Consider the following 15,938-nt stretch of genomic DNA (forward strand, 5'->3'; position numbering starts at 1 on the left):
CCTGACTTGGCTCACTGCAGCGTGATCGTTCCGACTGCTCGGCGCTGACCTGCGACTACGCGTCGTCTTGGTGCGTGGTTCACGCACTAACGGGGTCGGCCTAGGGTCGTGGTGTGGCGTTCATCCGGCGGGTTCGGACCGCGTCGGGGGCCACCGCCGTGCAGGTCGCGGAGTACTTCGCAGGTCGGCAGCGGATCGTCGCCCACGTCGGGTCGGCGCACACCGACGCCGAGCTCGGAGTGCTGATGGAGCGGGCGCGGGAGTTGCTGGCCGACCCGGCGCAGGGGATGTTGGACCTCGGCGTGGAGCCCACACCGCCGGTGGTCGGACTGGTGGGCACCCCCTCCGGACAGGGCGTCCTCCCCGGATCGCAGACTCCGGCGGTGGCAGTCGGGCGTGATGCCGCCGGCCGGGTCGTGGGCACCGGTTCACGTCTGCTGTTCGACGCCCTGGCCTCAGTGTTCACCGCGCTCGGGTTCGACGCGGTCGACGACGAGGTGTTCACCGATCTGGTCATCGCCCGAGTCGTCGAGCCAACCTCGCTGCTCGACACCGGCCGGGTGTTGCGCGATCTGGACCGGGCCCCAGCCAGCTACGCCACGATGAAGCGAACCCTGACGCGGGCCACGACCGGCAAGTACCGCGACCGGATCGCCGCCGCCTGTTTCACCCACGCCGCCGCCAGCGGGGACCTGTCGTTGTGCCTGTACGACGTGACCACCCTGTACTTCGAGGCCGAGAAGGAAGACGACCTGCGCAAGGTCGGCTACTCCAAGGAGCGCCGAGTCGACCCGCAGGTCGTGGTCGGTCTGCTGGTCGACCGGCACGGTTTCCCGCTGGAGATCGGCTGCTTCGAAGGCAACAAGGCCGAGACCACGACCCTGGTCCCGATCATCGAGCGGTTCCAGGAACGGCACGGGATCGCCGACATGGTCGTGGTCGCCGACGCCGGAATGCTCTCCGCGGCCAACCTGCGCGCACTGGATGACGCGCAGTTGCGGTTCATCGTCGGCTCCCGGGTGACCAAGGCCCCGGTCGATCTGGAGTCCCACTTCCACTGGCACGGGGATGCGTTCACCGACGGGCAGGTCATCGACACCCTCACCCCCAAGACCAGCCGAGGCAGCAAGAGCGCCGGCGGGGGCAGCGAGAACGACGTCAAGCGCAAGGCCGAACCAGTGTGGGACCCCGCAGCCCACCCCCGCTCGTGGCGGGCGGTGTGGGCCTACTCGGCCAAGCGAGCCGCGCGGGACCGCAAGACCCTCGCTCTGCAGGAGACCCGGGCCCGGGAGGTCATCGCCGGCGAGCGGGCTGCCCGCACCCCGCGATTCGTCAAAACCGCCAACGGCACACGCACGCTGGACGAGACCTCACTGGCGCGCGCCCAGTCGCTGGTCGGCTTGAAGGGCTACGTCACCAACATCGGCGCCCAGCTGATGCCCGCCAGCGAGGTCATCGCCAGCTACCACGACCTGTGGCGGGTCGAGCAGTCCTTCCGGATGTCGAAAACCGATCTGCGGGCCCGGCCGATGTTCCACCACACCCGCGACGCGATCGAGGCTCACCTGACCGTCGTCTTCGCAGCCCTCGCCGTTGCCCGAGAGGCCCAGAACCGCACCGGGTTGGCGATCGGCAACCTGATCCGACAGCTCCGGCCGCTGCGCTCGGCGACGATCGCGATCAACGGCACCACCCAGACCTTCGCCCCCGCTGTCCCGCACCCCAGCAAGCGATCCTCGACGCACTCCAAGGCCGGGAAGGTCACGCACTAAGCAAGTGAGCCAACTCGGGAGGAGGATGACGGCGATGATTCGGGAGGCGTTCATGTCGTCAGGTTCACCTCGACGCCTGCGGCGGCCTGCCGACGCGGGTCAGACCTCACCCGTCGAGAGCCGGCTTCCACGTCTCGAACTCCGGTGTCGCATAGGGGCGCCAGAGGACCTCGTAGGCAGCCGGGGAGTCGCTCGCCTGCAGGGTGTCGGGATCGAAGCCGCCTCGGTAGGACCTGACTTTGATCATGCAGCCCTGATCAAGGTCAGGCCGGAGGATGCGCACAACAAGACCCGACTGTGGGACTCAACCTTTCCCGGCGACGTAGGCACGTCAGCTATGCGATGTACCAGCGGGTTTGTAGACGAACGCGACGTCGGACTCGTAGAGCTCAATCGGAGACCGCCCGCCAGCTCGGATCGCTTCCCTCGTTGTCTCGATCTTGAGGTTGAGGACCTGCATGACCGAGCCAATCTTGGTGGCTGACCAGATTCGGTGAAACTCGTCGCCGTAGTGCTCTGCGAAATCGGCTAGGGCTCTAAGCTTCATCTCTGCGTCGTCGAGGTGGTGCCCGTGCGGGTCCACAATCGATGGCCGTACCTGACCGTCGACTTCCTCGAAAAAGATGAAGTCCGGGTGCATGGACCGCCAGTTCCCGTGGCCGTCTCGATACGTGATACCAAGTGAGTCCACCGCCGCGCGGGATGGATTGCGATACCAGGCAATGCACTCCGGGCGCGCCAGCTCGCGCCTAATCACTTCCCGCTCCCAGGGGTTCAGAGAACTCAGTGGGAACTGTCCGTCCGCGTCAGACATGAGGTGGCGGTTCACCAGCTCAGCCATTTCTTGCTGGCCATTGGTGTCCAGCTCGATGTAGTCCTCCATACGCGACCGAGGGCGCTGCAGCTCTCCGCGCTGCGGCTCGGTCGCAAGCGCACGAATTTCTTCATATGCCTGTACCCGCTCGTCCGGGAGGGCCCGGACGGCATCGCGGTGCTCGTCGAACCATGCCATGGCGAAGGCGTCCGCTTCCTGGTCCACCTTCGTTCGCACCTCCGCGACGTAGGCGAGTGCTGAGGTGCGGACGTAGGCCTCGCGGAGCCCGTCGTCATCCTCAGAGTCGTCGGCAGTGAGATGGTTTACGTACGAGATGGCGATATCTGCACCAAAGGCCTTCTTTGCGTCTTCGAACGCAACTCGGATGGCCCGGTCGTCGGCTCGCTCAACGAAGTCCGTGTAGGAGAGCCCATCCGCGTCAACTTTCCCACGAATGGTCTGGCCGCGAACCTGCCGGACCTCCTTGATTGCCTCCTCGACCTGGGTGCGGTAGGCGGCGGTGTAGTCGTCGAAGATGCGGTGCATCACCCGCTCAACCTCCGAAAGAGCACCCGATCGCACCCCGTCGCTCGACAGCGCATGTGCCAGCGTGACAAGGCGCTTGACCGGGCGCACGCCCCGCTGCGGAACAGTAAGGGTCGGCAAACCATCCCAGCACTTCCACACGGCCTCCGATATGGCCGCGTTGACGCTGAGCTGTCGGCCGTCGAGCAAAACCTTCTTGACGCCGCTGGCCGGCATCTCGTCCAGCTTCCCGGTCAGGTACTTGACGACGTTTCCGGCGGTCGTGCGGTCGAAGAAGGGGAGGATGCAGTCGACCGCGTTCAGGCGTTCGTCGCCGGGGACTCGACGAGCGAGTGGATTGCGCACCATTCGGCCGAGCAGCTGCGTGATGTGCGTCGGGTTGTCCTTGGACGACCGTCGGAAGGAGACCAGAACCTCGGCCCTTGGACAGTCCCAGCCAGTCGAGATTCCGTCTTTAGCCACGAGCACGCGCACGCGGGTGGTTTCCTCGACGCGCTGAGGCTCGATCCACTCCACCTCATGGCTACCGAACATCTGGGTGGAATGGTCCCCGAGGACGTGACGGACGGCGTTGCCGTAAAGCTCCGGATACTCCTCGAAGATCTGGTCAAGGGCTCGTCCTACCTCGTCCGGGTCGGGGGTGTTCGGTGTCTGGAGGACCAGCAGTGGGTGGACCTTGTCCTCGATCCCTTGCCGGTTGGTGTATTCCTGCCATCGCTCCGTTGACTCACGGAGTCTGCGGGCGGCCCGACGTACCAGCACTGTGTCAAAGTTCCCCGCCTCTGCTGGGATGTCGAGAACAATCGTGTCCTTGACAAGACCTGACTCCTGAACTCGGGTCGCGTCCACGTGGACGCCCGGCAGCCGCCGGCGGGTCTCATCCGCATCGGCTGCCTTCATCGCCTGATCGAAGTTTTCGATGGTGGCCGAGATGCCCCACACGACCGGGATCGGCGGGTAGCCCGCGTGGCCGTTGATCAATCGCCGCACAATCGTGGGTTTGTCGGAGTTAGCGCGCGTGTTGAAGCCGCGATGCGCCTCGTCGAGGACAAGGTAGACCGTCAGGTCGTCGTCTTGAATCGTGTTTGCGATTGTCTCCCAAATCGTCCAGCCCTGTAGGTCAGGCTGAACTGAGGCACGCAGTTCTGGGATGACGTCCGGGTCGTCGACATGTCCACGGGTGAGCAAAGACGACTTCGTCAGCTTTCCTGTGTTGAGAAAATAGACGTTGCCCGGCTCAAGCTTCGGCTTTGAGAATGGTGGCTTCACGGACACAAGCATCTGAGAGGTGAGTTTCTCCGATGCTTGCATCAAGCGCATGCGGGTCTGGTCGTTGAGGTTCGGGTCGTCGGAGAACCAGATGACGACGGCGCCTTCGTCGGCGTCGAACTCGAAGCGGTCGCTACCGAAGAAGAGAGATTCGATCGCGGCGGCGGCCATGACCGTCTTGCCGGCACCGGTGGTGGCAGTCAGTGAGAACGACGTCTCCTCGCCGTCGCGCTCGTAGGTGGTGCGAGCGCGGTCGAGGCGTTCGAGCACTTCCGCGACGGCGTCCGCTTGATAGTCCTTGAGCGTGAACTTCACCGGGCGCCCCTGCCAGACTCGATCTCGAAGTTTCTGAGGTAGGCCTCGTACAGCCGCACCGGCTCGACGTGCTCGGGCAAATCTCGGACCACCGACTCGAACAGTCGGTCCTCATCGGTGACGATAAAGGCAATGCGGGCATCAGCCTGCTCGCCTAGTGCCGTGACGAATTTGTCTGCTTGGTCAAGGTCGGACAGGACGCCGTAGGTGTCGGCGACGGCCCAGCCGTCCGATAGTGCGTCGATTCGGCGACCAACGGAACCGGCCCGCATCCAAAGTAGCGGCGCTATGCGCTCGAACTCCCTGTGTGACTGGACGCGAAGCGGCGACTCATAGGTCAACGTGAGGAACTCCACGTTGGCCGCCACCGTCTTGTCGTGCGTTGATCCGTCGGGGCGAACGCCTGTAACGGCAGATGTGATTCGCGGCCTTGTCACGTAGTTGTGCACCCCCTTGGTTTCCCAGTCGGAATCGCCGTGACGGTGGCCGGCCTTCGCTAGCGTGCGCGCTTCCTTAATGCCGACTTCGTTGTTTGTGACCAAGATGCACTGACGCGTGCCGCCGTCCTGATGGTTCAGCCGTGTGACTGCTTCTACTGTCGAGCCGGATCCGCCGAAAAAGTCCAAGATAATCGCGCTCGGCCCGGCGACGATGCTGATCCAACGGGCCAGGACCTGGTCGTCCTTGGGGAAGGGGAAACGACTGTCGCCAAGAAGGCCTTCGACCCGCTTCGACCCCGGCATTCGCGCCTGCGTGAAGCTAGGATAGGGAACCTGCTCCGACTGGTCAGTTAAGAAGCGCTTCAAGCGGGGTGATGTCCTCTCGTCGGGCCCAAAGAGGATCGCGTCTCGTCTGATGCGGTCAGCCATCAAGTCTTTGCTATATCGCCAGCCGTTTGGGTGCATTCGGCACGGCTTTCCTGTCGTGGGATGTGGCAAGTCGTATTGTAGGTTAGGGCGAGGAGTCGGACTCATGATATTGTCCGCCTGAAAAATGCGACCGTGAGTATCAATCTGGTCATAGCGAAAGACAGCAGGCTCGAGCGATCCGCGCAGGGATCTCAGTGCCGCCCTGTAAAGACGCGTGGCAGTGCCTGCGTCACCGTCCGCCTCGGACCATGCCTTCTCGCCGGCGGCAATAGCTAGGTCGAGGCCAGGCTTCGTCTCTCGCCACCTAGTCTCGGTCGCAGTCAAGGCCACTTCGTCCCTTGCGTACATCAGCATGTAGTCGACGCCACCGGCGGTGTATCGGGCATCATTCTTGCCGCTTCCCTGCCAAGTAACGTTCGCGAGAAAATTCTGGTCACCAAAGACTTGATCGAGCAGCATACGTAGTCGGTGGTGCTGATCGTCTCCGATAGCGACGACAATGACACCGGTGTCCTTCAGGAGTTCTCGTGCGAGCTCCAGGCGTCGTTCCATAAAGGCCAGCCACTTTGAGTGGCGATACAGGTCGTCCCCGTTGACGTACCGGTCGCTATAGATCCAATCGTCGTTTCCCGTATTGTAGGGCGGGTCGATATAAATGCAGTCGACCTTGCCACGGTGGGTGAACAGCAGCGTTTGAAGAGCGTGATAGTTTTCTGCATTGATGATGCAGTGAAAGGGAGAGTCGCCGCCGTACTCGAGCCGACCGGTCGAGAGGAGGCCCGGGTAGATCGGGTCGCGGAACTCTGCGACTACGATCAGATCCTCAACCGCACAGGTGCTCGTCTCGTCATGGTCCGGGAGTAGCGACAATTCTGCGACTCGTGCGCCTTGCTTGGCGCGCGCGATTGACGTGACTAGCCAGAGTCGTTCGTCGGCACCTGTGGTTGTGCCTCGAGGGGGAAGGACCCGCACCTTGTCGCCCGTGCGCACCTTGCGCCCAGGAAGCTCGACCGCCTCCGGAACGTGACGCTCGAAGTTGAGGCCGAATGACCGTCGGTCGGCAAGCGCGGCGACTTCGCGCCGGATGTCGTCTGCCAACGCGGGGTTGCTCTGCTGGAGCTGACGGATCAAGTCGTTGAGCCGGGACAAGAGCTCTCCTTCAAGCGGGGACGTGCGTGAGGGTGCCGCGGGCAAACGTGGCGAGGATGCGTTCGTGAGTCTGTCGGGGAAGCTGTCGGTTTCCTGGCTCTCCGAGCGGCGTGCCAGGGCGGGCCGGCGCCTCGGTGAGCAGCGTCTCAAGGCCGGGGCGGGTAACCATCAGAAGGCCGTGGGTCGCGCGAGTGCAGGCCACCGCCAGGCGTCCGAAGGCGGAATTGAACTCATCGAGCTGCGTGGCGCCGCTTAGCGGGTGAACGACGACGGTGAGCCCGTTCGTTTGGCCCTGCCAGGAGTCCACGGTCGATGCCAGGAGATCCCGCTCGGTGAGCCCATGCCGCTCACGAAGCCGTTCGACGATGTCGGCGGCGTCGTCCACCGCCTGGTTACGGGTGGCCAGCACAGCGACCAGGGGGTCGGCGTGAGAGCCACCTGGACGCATCTCCACTGTCTCCCCCGTCGGCGTACCCGCGGAGTCGTAGCGGGCCTGACGGAGCGAGAAGCCGGCGGCTAACAGTTCGTCAAGCAGCGATCCGACGACCTCCAGCAACGGAAGGTCGACGTCAGCGGTCTCCGGAGCCGGTAACCCGTCGACCTCCAGGAGGGTCGGTACACCGCTGCTCACCTGCGCCCAGACTTCTCGTGAGACACCGGCGAGGCCAGGGGCTGTCATGCCTCTGTCGTCCGGTCCGGCGACGCAGTTCAGTTCCCTCCATTCGGGATAGAACGCACGCCAGAGCGGCAGGTGGCCCACAGCCGGGCGCCACACGGCGGGCAGCTCGAACGCCGTCGTTCGTTCGTCTCCGTCGAACTCGGTAGGCCACGCTCGGAACGGGTTGAAGCCGGGGTCGCCCCGCCAGGGGTTTGTACCGATCTCGAGCGGGGGCAACTGCCCCACGTCCCCAACTCCTACCGTGACGGGCGCGGCCTTGGAGACCTTGTCAAAGAGGTGGTGGGCGAGTTGCCATGCCTCGTCGACAAACAGCACGTCGTAAGGCGCCGAGCCGTTGTATCCGGCGCCCAGGTGATTCTTCTGCCGGTTGAGCTCGTTGATTGCGCCGAGCTTGTGCGAGGTGGCAACGACCACGTCGCAATTGGTCGGGATGCTCGAGGTTGAGGTGACGACGGTGCAGACCTGGTGGGCCTCGTCGGGGACGTCGCCCCATCGGTCGCTGCTGACGAACAGACAGACGCGACCGCCGGGGAGCTCTTTGCCGAGCTCCACCGCCAAGGGAAAGATCTGTCGATTCATGAAGGCGACGACTGCTACGCGTGCGCACCGCGGGTGTTCGAGCGCGTCCGCGACCAGGCGGCGCAGCAAGTAGGACTTTCCGGCACCCGCGGAGGCCTTGAGCAGGATGCGGTCAACCGGAGCGGTTCCCGACAGCGCGTCCCGCAAGACGCCGCTGGCCTCGTCGGCGACGGCGGCGTTGCCCGCAGCGGCCTGCGCGTGGTGGACGGCATCGGTCGGGACCTGTTCCGTCGGGAGGCTGAACGTGATGGTCACGGCTCAGTCCAGGTCGTCGATCGTCAGGTGATCTGGCACGGGTACCGCCGCTGGCGCGGCCGAATCGGCGGTGGCGGCTCCAACCGGTGAGACTTCGAAGGCGTCCCCGTCAATCACCGGCGGCCATACCTGTGGGTTGAGTTCGCCTCGCGCTCGGCGGTCGGCCAGCTTGTCCGACCACTCAGCCTCCGCCAGCTCGTGGGGGCGGCAGCAGTACTGGTGCTCCTCGGGGTTGTTGACGTAGGAATCGGTCGTGCACGTGGGCTTGGGGGCCGACGTGCTGTCGGGCTTCGGACGGGCTACGGGCAGGTATCGATTGCCCTTCAAATCTCCGAACCAGGAGAAGTCGGCGACGATCAGTGAGTCGCCGACGGACACGCGAGGAGCTTGAGCGGGACGCCAGACGAGACCCGTCCCGCCGTCCGTTCGGTCTTCCAGCGTCCCAATCGCGAGACCGTCGATCTTGAACGATCCGGCGAGGTGAGCGATGCCCACTCCGTCTGCCTCGATGCATGCGCGGTCCCCGACGTGGAGCAGGGCGATGCGGCTGCCGTGTGCGATTCGGCGGGAGTCGATGTCAAGGATGAGCGGCGCGGTCGACACCACTGCGGCGGTTGCGATCTCTCGGCTGCCGGCGTCGGCTGCGACGTCGCGTGCAGCTTGCGGGTTGGCCAGTGCCAGCAGCTGACGGCGGCACCTGTCGTCGCTCTCGAGGATGGGCACGAGCGAGTTGCGCCAGTGGCGATAGGTCCGACCGAAGCGGACCAGATCGGATGCGCGCAGCGAGAGCCGTCTACGCCACACCGCCTGAGCGTCGCCCTCGATCGCCCGGTAGACGTCCCGCAACTTCGAGTCGGGCAGCAAGGCGAGGGTGTGGCGAGCGGACTCGAGCACTTGAGCCTTGTAGTTCAGCTCCTCGTGAATTTGGGCCGCGTAACCCTGAGGGTCTGCAGGACCGTCTTCCGGTGCGCGACGTCCTCTTCCCGAGCCGATGAGCGCGCGGTGGATTGCATCGGACCGGCGGTTGGTCAGTCGTGCGCCGGGAGTGCTCTCGGACGCTTCGATCTCATCGGCGATCGCTCGGTGGTTCACGGGGGCGGCTGGTCCGGCTTTCGCCCACCGGGTCAAGTAGTCCAGGCGCAGTGAGGCGACCGCCGGCCCACCGGCAACCAGGTGACGCGAGAGGACGGCCCGGACGTCGACCACGGGGGAACGGAGAGTCAATGCTCGGGCCCGGTCCTCTTCCAACAGGAACGAGACCGCGGTTCGCTGCGTCTCCCGCAGGGGCGGCGGTTCGGCGGCCGGCTCGCCGTTGAACGTCAGGGGCGGGCGGCCTAGTTCTGCGTCACGCTCCCACCTCAAACGGCTTAGCTCCATGCCGGCCATGTTGTCGGCGATGGAGACCAGAAGGTCCGCCGTCGCGTTGTCGGGCACCACGACGTGGACAGGGGACGGGGCGTCAGGGTTCGCGCGCCGTAGCTCCTTCATCGCCCCGGTCAGTTCTCGCCCTAACAGGTGCATGATCTGGCGGCGGGTGTCGGACGACTGAGGCACATCGAACGTCGTGAAGGTCCAATCGTTGCAACCGTCGAAGGTGACCCGCTGGAGGCCGATGCCATGGACGCCTAAGGCGGCCGAATCTGATTTGGCCAGTACGAGGTTGAGGGTCCCCGGCAATCCAGCCGGGTCGACGCGGCCCTGGCCGGTCGGCTGCGCGACCCCTTCCACCGATGCCGTTACCTGGGCGACCACGGACGTCAGCGCATTGCGAAGCTCTCCCGTCCCGTTGACGAGGCCGACCACGTGGGGCCGTGCCATCTCCGGGATCCCCAGCTCGATTAGGAGGTCGATCGGATCGCTGGAATGGCGCAACTCGTCGCGACAGTAGGCATGCAGCGTGCAGGTGGGACAGGTGGACGGGTCGAACGAGGCGCGCAGGTGCCGAACAAAGGGCGCCAACTCCTGAGAACCGTCATAGGGCTGACTAGCGGCCTCGCGGCGTCGCTCCGCGACACGCATTCGGACCTCGGCGCGGTGATCGTCCAGCAGTTCAACCAGTGCTTCGGGCTGCAGGAAGGCGTTGCGGGGGACGGCGAGCACCCCGTACTCGTGCACGCTCATGCCTACCGGGAGCCGTGACCAGGAGGCCGCGGATTCCGCTCCCAGCGCGACCTGGAGGAATCCCTTGAGCAGGCGCGCGTCATCCACTCGGGATCGCACACGCTCGTAGTCCTTGGCGTCTCCCATCACCAGCCAGGAGCCGGACGCGTCGGCTCGAGGTGCGACGACGGCGAAATCCGGCTGGACATGGGTCGCCTCGGTCTCGTCGAAACCGACGAACGGGAGGGCCAGCGCGTGGATCAGCGTCGCGGCGCCCGATCCGGCGCGCGTATGGGCTTGAGCGAGAAGATCAGCGGTCCGGTCGGCATTGACCCGCCCGTTCGTCGTCACGACTTCCGTCGGCCGGGCGAGGCCCAGGCGCCCTACAGCTGTGGTCGCGACCTCGCTGGCGAACCGCTCGTCCTTGACGAGGCGCTCGAAGGTCATGGCCCGCATCCAGCGGGCTTCCGGAATGCCGCCAGAATCGTCGGCATGGCCGATGTCCCTGGCCAGCTTGCGCCGGGTCATGCCGGTGATCAGTGGGTCGGTGCCGCGGAAGCGGGCACACGCCGCGTGACTCGACGCCGCGACGGCGCTCGAGCCACCCCCCATGTTCTTGACTGCCACGAACTTCCTTCCTCGGTCACGTGACAGTAACCGACCGTGCCGACAACCCCGGCTACGAAACGGCCGAGGAGTCATCCGGAGCTGATCAGCCGATGCCTCAGAGGAACCTGTCGGAGCTGCCTCCGAATCAACTGAGGCAGGGTGCGCGAGTCATGACAGGGATGTTCGCCCGACGCCTACTTCGCGACTCGACACAGCGTCTTCACATCGCAGCGACGGCAGGCCGCTCCGGGCTTCGGAGTGAACCGACGCTGTCGTAGGCCTGCAAGCACGGTCCTGACCTGCTCCTCCGCTGTGGCGATCGCGTCCGATTGGACGTTCACGGGCTCCCGCGTACCCCTCTTGAGGTCGTGCACGTACGCCTCGCGAACGTCCAGTCCCTCACGGCGGCCAGCATCCGCGTACACCTGCAGCTGCAGATCGTGACTGCCCTGCTCGTCGGTCGACGTCTTGTAGTCGACGATCGCCAGGCCGGTGGTCACGCCACCTTCCTGGTCGAGGATCACGTCTGCGCGGCCGGACACCACCGCGTCGCCGAGGTGCAGTTCGAACGGCCGTTCCGTCATCCACACGCGCTGCAGGTCGGACTCGTGGTCCGCGATATAGCGGTTGACCAGGCGCCGGGCGGCGTCCTTCATCTCCCGGTGGGCCGGCTTGTTGGCAGCTGGGAGGAACAACTCGTCGTCCAGAATCTGATCGACCGTCGCGCGGTCCGGCGCAGCGCCCGTTGCCTTCGTGTGCTCGGCGATCGTGCGCATGACGTGGTGGACCGCCTTGCCGTAGCCGAGCTCGGGGACGAGGGTCGGCTGAAAGCCAAGGATGCTGCGAAGCCGATAGGCGAGCCCGCAGACGTCATACGCAGCGAGCTCGCTGAAGGTCACCTGCAGGAGGGTGTCCCCGTCGACGCCCTCAGAGGTTAGAGCAGGAACGGACAGCGGCAGAGGCGCAGCGAGCTGGCTGGGGATCTCGTCCCAGTACGGGGACGACCGCACCTGGTTCCTCGTGACCCGCTCATGGCGCGACAGCGACAGCCAGTCCCGCGCCCGGGTCATCGCTACGTAAAACAGTCGGCGCTCGTCGGCGTCCGAACCCTCATAGCGGTCGGCGTCGAACAGCGTGCGGTCGATCCGCCAGGGGCGAGGACGTCCGGTGCGGGATGACGGAAAGCGCGACTTGGTGAGCGACGGAACGAAGACGACGGGCCACTCCAGACCCTTGGCGCTGTGCACGGTCGTGAGGTCGACGGCGTCCGTGTTGACGTCCGGCTCGCCGTCGAAGCCCTCGTACGCGCCGTTCGCGTAGTTCGTGATGTGAATGCCGAGGTTCTTGTAGTACCAGAGCCCGCGGTCCTGGCCACCGACCTGTTCGCCGGGCGTCGCGTCGTCCGGACGCGCCCGGCGCCGTACCGACTCATAGTCGGCCAGCAGCGTCGTGAACCGCGCCAAGGTGCCGAGGCGCGTGACCGCGTGCATGTCGTCGTGGTTCCAGTGCTTGCAGCCGAGCACATCGACGAGCTGGTAGAAGTCGCGCACGAGGTCGACGCGCCGCTCCTGCTGGTGAGCTGCGCCCTTCCATTAGCGCAGCAGCTGCCGAACTGCCGACACCGCTGAGGAAGGAAGGGTGAAGGCGGTCTCGTAGTCGGCCACGAGACCGTCTTCAGTGATGACCTGGGACTGCACGCCGAATCCGGCAGGCCGGTAGTCGTGCTCGACCAGCCAGCAGTACGTCTTACCCAAGACCTCCGCTTCCGGGCGAGCGAAGAGACCGGTGCGTCCGGCCGGCTGCACGGGGATTCGTGCGTCCTCGAGTGCTGTCAGCAAGGCCGGGTAGCTGGCGCGGCCGCGCACGAGGATGGCGATGTCGCGGTAGGCCAGCCCGTTTCTGTGCAGGTAGAAAATCGCCTCGGCGATCTCGGCCGCCTCTTCGTACTCGTACTCGGCGGACCACTTGACGACTTCGACGCCTGCCGACGACCGAGTCGGCGTCATGACCTTGGCGAGCCGGCCGGGAATGGAACGGCGAACTCGTCGGCCGTGCTCACGATCGTCGGCCGGCTTCGGCGGTTCTGAGTGATGGAGAAGCTGGCGACGTCGTCGTAGCGCTGCGCGAACGAGGTGATGTTGCCGACGTCGGATCCGCGCCAGCCATAGATGGCTTGGTCGTCATCCCCGACGACGACCACGTTGACGTCGGGACCGGCCAGTCGCTGGATGAGGGCTTCCTGGGCGGGGTTGACGTCCTGGTACTCGTCGACGACGAGGTGCCGAAGGTCAGCCAGGACCGTGTTGCGGACCTCGGCGCGGTCCAGTTCGGCTACGGCGCGAGCGATCTGCTGCCCGTAGGTGAGCAGCCGGTACTTCTCGAGTGAGGCGTAGTACCGCTCAAGAACGCTGCGGAAAGGGTCGCTGAGTTGGCTAGGCGCCAGCAGCTCGTTCTCGACGACGTCCAGGTTGTCGAGGAACGTCCGGATGGACTTGAAGAGCGTGCCGTCGATCTCCTTGATCTGGAGGCGGGTCGCCTCCCGGACGAGGAACGCCGTCAGCTGGTTCTCGTCGAGCACGTCGAAGGTCTCGTAGCGCGGGACGTGCGTCTGCAGCAGCCGGAAGCAGTAGGCGTGGATGGTGCCGACGTAGAGCCCGCCGAGCTGGTCAAGCGCTTGCGGACCGAGACGTTCGGCGACGCGGGCGCTGATCCGCTCCTTCAGTGAGGCCGCCGCGCGCTCGGTGAAGATGAAGGCGACGATGCTGCTCGCCGGTTCACCGTCGGCGAGTAGGGCAGCCACCCGCTGAGAAACGACCTCGGTCTTTCCCGAGCCGGCGCTGGCGATGATCTGTACGTGGCCGCCGCGATGCTGAACCGCGGCTAGCGACTCGCCTTGCAGAACTGGGGCAGGCATCCGGTTCCTCCTCGATCGACCGTCCGAGCATCAGGTCCAGGCGGCGAATCGGAGCGCATCGACTCGGACACCTCGGTACAGGAGGGGGTCGTGTGACTGGCGAGGCGTCTTCGGCCACCAATACCTGACCAGATCCGTCTCGCATGGCACGGTCCACGTAGTCGTGAGACGGGGGAGAGTGTGCGCGGGATTGCGGTCGTCGACCAGCCTGAGCGGGATCGAGTGGTCGTTTGGCACGTGAGCGTCGGAGACGGCCTGGAATCGACGATGGCCGGTGCCTGGGTCCTGCCGGCGGACGACGACCGGATCGACGGCCTGCTCGTGGGGCGCCTAATGGTCACCACACCGAACGCCACCCCTCGCTTCGGCGCCGGTCCGGATGTCGCCGGCCTGGCCGCGGCCGTGGATGCGGAGATCGCCGTCCTCGACGCGACCTTCGCGGCTCACCTGGCGACCCTGCCCTCCTCCCGCCGCAGCTTGGTCCGACCCCGCTGGCCGTACGTCCCCGGGGCACCCATGTCAGAGATCGCTGGTGACCCGCTGGCCACCGAGGCGCTCACCCTTGCCCGCTGGGTCTCCACCCTCCTGGTCGCCTGGGATCGGGTGGAGAAGGAGCGGTTGGCCCGCCCGTTCCTCTCGGTCCGCGGTGGCGACCGCCCCCGCGACCTGCCGCCCGGTTGGCCGATCCCCGATTCAAAGCAGGGGGCATCGTGAGCGTCGCCGTCGTCGACCTGGAGACCACCGGCGTCTACCCGAGCGTCGACAGGGTCGTGGAGATCGGCGTCGTCCTGCTCGACGACGCCGGCACGGTGGAGGACGAGTTCTGCACTCTCGTCGACCCGGGACGGGACGTCGGCGCCACGTCCATCCACGGCATCCGCGCCTCCGACGTGCGCGGCGCACCGACCTTCGTCGACGTGGCTCCTTACCTCGCTGCCCTGCTCTCCGGACGCGTCGTCGTCGCGCACAACGCGCTCTTCGACCTGCGCTTCCTGGGCCGCGAGTTCGGCCGCGCCGGCCTGCCCACCGGCCTGTCCCCGGCGCTCTGCACCATGCGGCTCGCCGGCTTCCTCGACCGGTCGATGCGGTCGCTGGCCTCCATCTGCGAGGCGTTGTCCATCGCGCACGATTCGGCGCACGCCGCCCTGGAGGACGCGCGCGCGACCGCGACCGCCCTGTGCCGCCTCCGGGAGCTGCTCGGTGACGACGCACTGATCGACGCCGCTCTCGCCGTGGATTTCGATGTCGACGGCGGCTATCTGGGGACCGGCGGGGTCCGGACCGGGCGCTGGGCGGACCTGGTTGCCGAGGTTGGGCGGGACCGGCGCCCCTTCGCGGAACCGTGCCGGGCCGTGACCCGGTCCGGTGCCGCGGCGGCCCGCCGGAAGCGGGACGGCTACCTGGCCACCTTGGTGTCCGCGCTGCCCGACCTGGATCAGGCCCCGCCGACCATGGCGCCCTACCTCGCCGTGCTCGACCAGGTCCTGGAGGACCGACTGGTCAGCGTCAGCGAGGCCGACCGGCTGATCGCCCTGGCCGCCGAACTCGGGTGCCGGCCGGCCCACGTCCAGGCTGCCCATCGGCTGTACCTCGACGCCCTGGCCACCGTCGCGCTCGCCGACGGCGTGGTCACCGGCGCCGAGCAGGAGGACCTCGACCGGGTCGCCGTCCTCCTGGGCCTGGGGCCCGACGACGTCGACACGGCCCTGACCATGGTCCGGTCCGGCGCCAGGGTGTCCCTCCCGCGTCATCCCATGGCACTGTCCGCCGGAGACAGGATCGTCTTCACGGGCGAGATGTCGTACCCGCGGTCAGCTCTGGAGGGGGCAGCGCACACCGCCGGCCTCCAGCCGATGAGCGCCGTCTCCGGGAAGACCGACGTCCTCGTCTGTGCCGACCCCGACTCCCAGTCGGGCAAGGCCCGCAAAGCCCGGGCACTGGGCGTGCGGGTCATCAGCGAGTCCGTCTTCTGGGAGTCCCTCGCACTCGTACGCCCGACCTGACGGAGCAAGACCCGAACGGTGGGCCCACGTCCGCCACGAATCCCACGCCTCGACGAGCGGAGCCC

11 protein-coding genes are annotated in these 15,938 nt (G+C 66.2%); 3 read left to right on the plus strand and 8 right to left on the minus strand.

What is annotated here, in order from left to right:
• The first annotated feature begins 113 nt into the window (after nt 1–113).
• Nucleotides 114–1,772 (plus strand): IS1634 family transposase, encoded by a 1,659-nt coding sequence (locus tag QOZ88_RS17270; RefSeq protein WP_306000952.1) that lies wholly within the window; start codon nt 114–116, stop codon nt 1,770–1,772.
• 106 nt (nt 1,773–1,878) lie between these two features.
• On the opposite strand, the gene QOZ88_RS17275 is transcribed toward QOZ88_RS17270, so the two are convergent.
• The 8 genes from QOZ88_RS17275 to QOZ88_RS17310 form a co-directional block, all read right to left on the minus strand.
• Nucleotides 1,879–2,019 carry a hypothetical protein gene (locus tag QOZ88_RS17275; RefSeq protein ID WP_306000953.1) on the minus strand — a complete coding sequence of 47 codons (141 nt, stop codon included), beginning with the start codon at nt 2,017–2,019 and terminating at the stop codon, nt 1,879–1,881.
• Nucleotides 2,020–2,103: 84 nt separating this feature from the next.
• Nucleotides 2,104–4,716 (minus strand): DEAD/DEAH box helicase, encoded by a 2,613-nt coding sequence (locus tag QOZ88_RS17280; RefSeq protein ID WP_306000954.1) that lies wholly within the window; start codon nt 4,714–4,716, stop codon nt 2,104–2,106.
• Complete coding sequence (locus QOZ88_RS17285) at nt 4,713–6,734, minus strand: site-specific DNA-methyltransferase (RefSeq protein ID WP_306000955.1); 2,022 nt, start codon at nt 6,732–6,734, stop codon at nt 4,713–4,715. Before QOZ88_RS17285 ends, QOZ88_RS17280 begins: the two co-directional genes overlap by 4 nt.
• 10 nt (nt 6,735–6,744) lie before the next feature.
• On the minus strand, nt 6,745–8,247 hold the full coding sequence (locus QOZ88_RS17290; RefSeq protein WP_306000956.1) for an AAA family ATPase: 1,503 nt from the start codon (nt 8,245–8,247) through the stop codon (nt 6,745–6,747).
• Between the two features lie 3 nt (nt 8,248–8,250).
• The gene (locus QOZ88_RS17295) at nt 8,251–10,974 is read right to left on the minus strand and encodes a hypothetical protein (RefSeq protein ID WP_306000957.1); all 2,724 of its coding nucleotides are present in this window, start codon (nt 10,972–10,974) and stop codon (nt 8,251–8,253) included.
• 176 nt (nt 10,975–11,150) lie between these two features.
• Entirely contained in the window at nt 11,151–12,506 is a 1,356-nt protein-coding gene (locus QOZ88_RS17300) for a RecB family exonuclease (RefSeq protein WP_306000958.1), read from the minus strand.
• Nucleotides 12,507–12,548: 42 nt separating this feature from the next.
• Complete coding sequence (locus tag QOZ88_RS17305; RefSeq protein ID WP_306000959.1) at nt 12,549–12,962, minus strand: 3'-5' exonuclease; 414 nt, start codon at nt 12,960–12,962, stop codon at nt 12,549–12,551.
• On the minus strand, nt 12,959–13,870 hold the full coding sequence (locus QOZ88_RS17310) for an ATP-dependent helicase (protein ID WP_306000960.1): 912 nt from the start codon (nt 13,868–13,870) through the stop codon (nt 12,959–12,961). The genes QOZ88_RS17305 and QOZ88_RS17310 overlap by 4 nt, the downstream gene beginning before the upstream one ends.
• A 237-nt stretch (nt 13,871–14,107) precedes the next feature.
• Here QOZ88_RS17310 and QOZ88_RS17315 point away from each other — a divergent pair, with 237 nt between their 5' ends.
• Together QOZ88_RS17315 and QOZ88_RS17320 are read left to right on the plus strand one after the other, a co-directional pair.
• Nucleotides 14,108–14,584, plus strand: a complete 477-nt coding sequence (locus QOZ88_RS17315; RefSeq protein WP_306000961.1) for a hypothetical protein — start codon at nt 14,108–14,110, stop codon at nt 14,582–14,584.
• Nucleotides 14,581–15,873: a 3'-5' exonuclease gene (locus QOZ88_RS17320; RefSeq protein ID WP_306000962.1), complete on the plus strand. Its 1,293-nt coding sequence runs from the start codon at nt 14,581–14,583 to the stop codon at nt 15,871–15,873. The genes QOZ88_RS17315 and QOZ88_RS17320 overlap by 4 nt, the downstream gene beginning before the upstream one ends.
• Nucleotides 15,874–15,938: the final 65 nt, after the last annotated feature.

The sequence above is a fragment of the Blastococcus carthaginiensis genome (assembly GCF_030731085.1).
In the GTDB taxonomy this organism is placed as follows: domain Bacteria; phylum Actinomycetota; class Actinomycetes; order Mycobacteriales; family Geodermatophilaceae; genus Blastococcus; species Blastococcus carthaginiensis.

What these genes read in the sequence shown, in the direction of transcription:
- QOZ88_RS17275 (WP_306000953.1), bottom strand. Translation starts at nt 2,019, where the DNA reads ATGATCAAAGTCAGGTCCTACCGAGGCGGCTTCGATCCCGACACCCTG.
- QOZ88_RS17305 (WP_306000959.1), bottom strand. Translation starts at nt 12,962, where the DNA reads ATGACGCCGACTCGGTCGTCGGCAGGCGTCGAAGTCGTCAAGTGGTCC.
- QOZ88_RS17310 (WP_306000960.1), bottom strand. Translation starts at nt 13,870, where the DNA reads ATGCCTGCCCCAGTTCTGCAAGGCGAGTCGCTAGCCGCGGTTCAGCAT.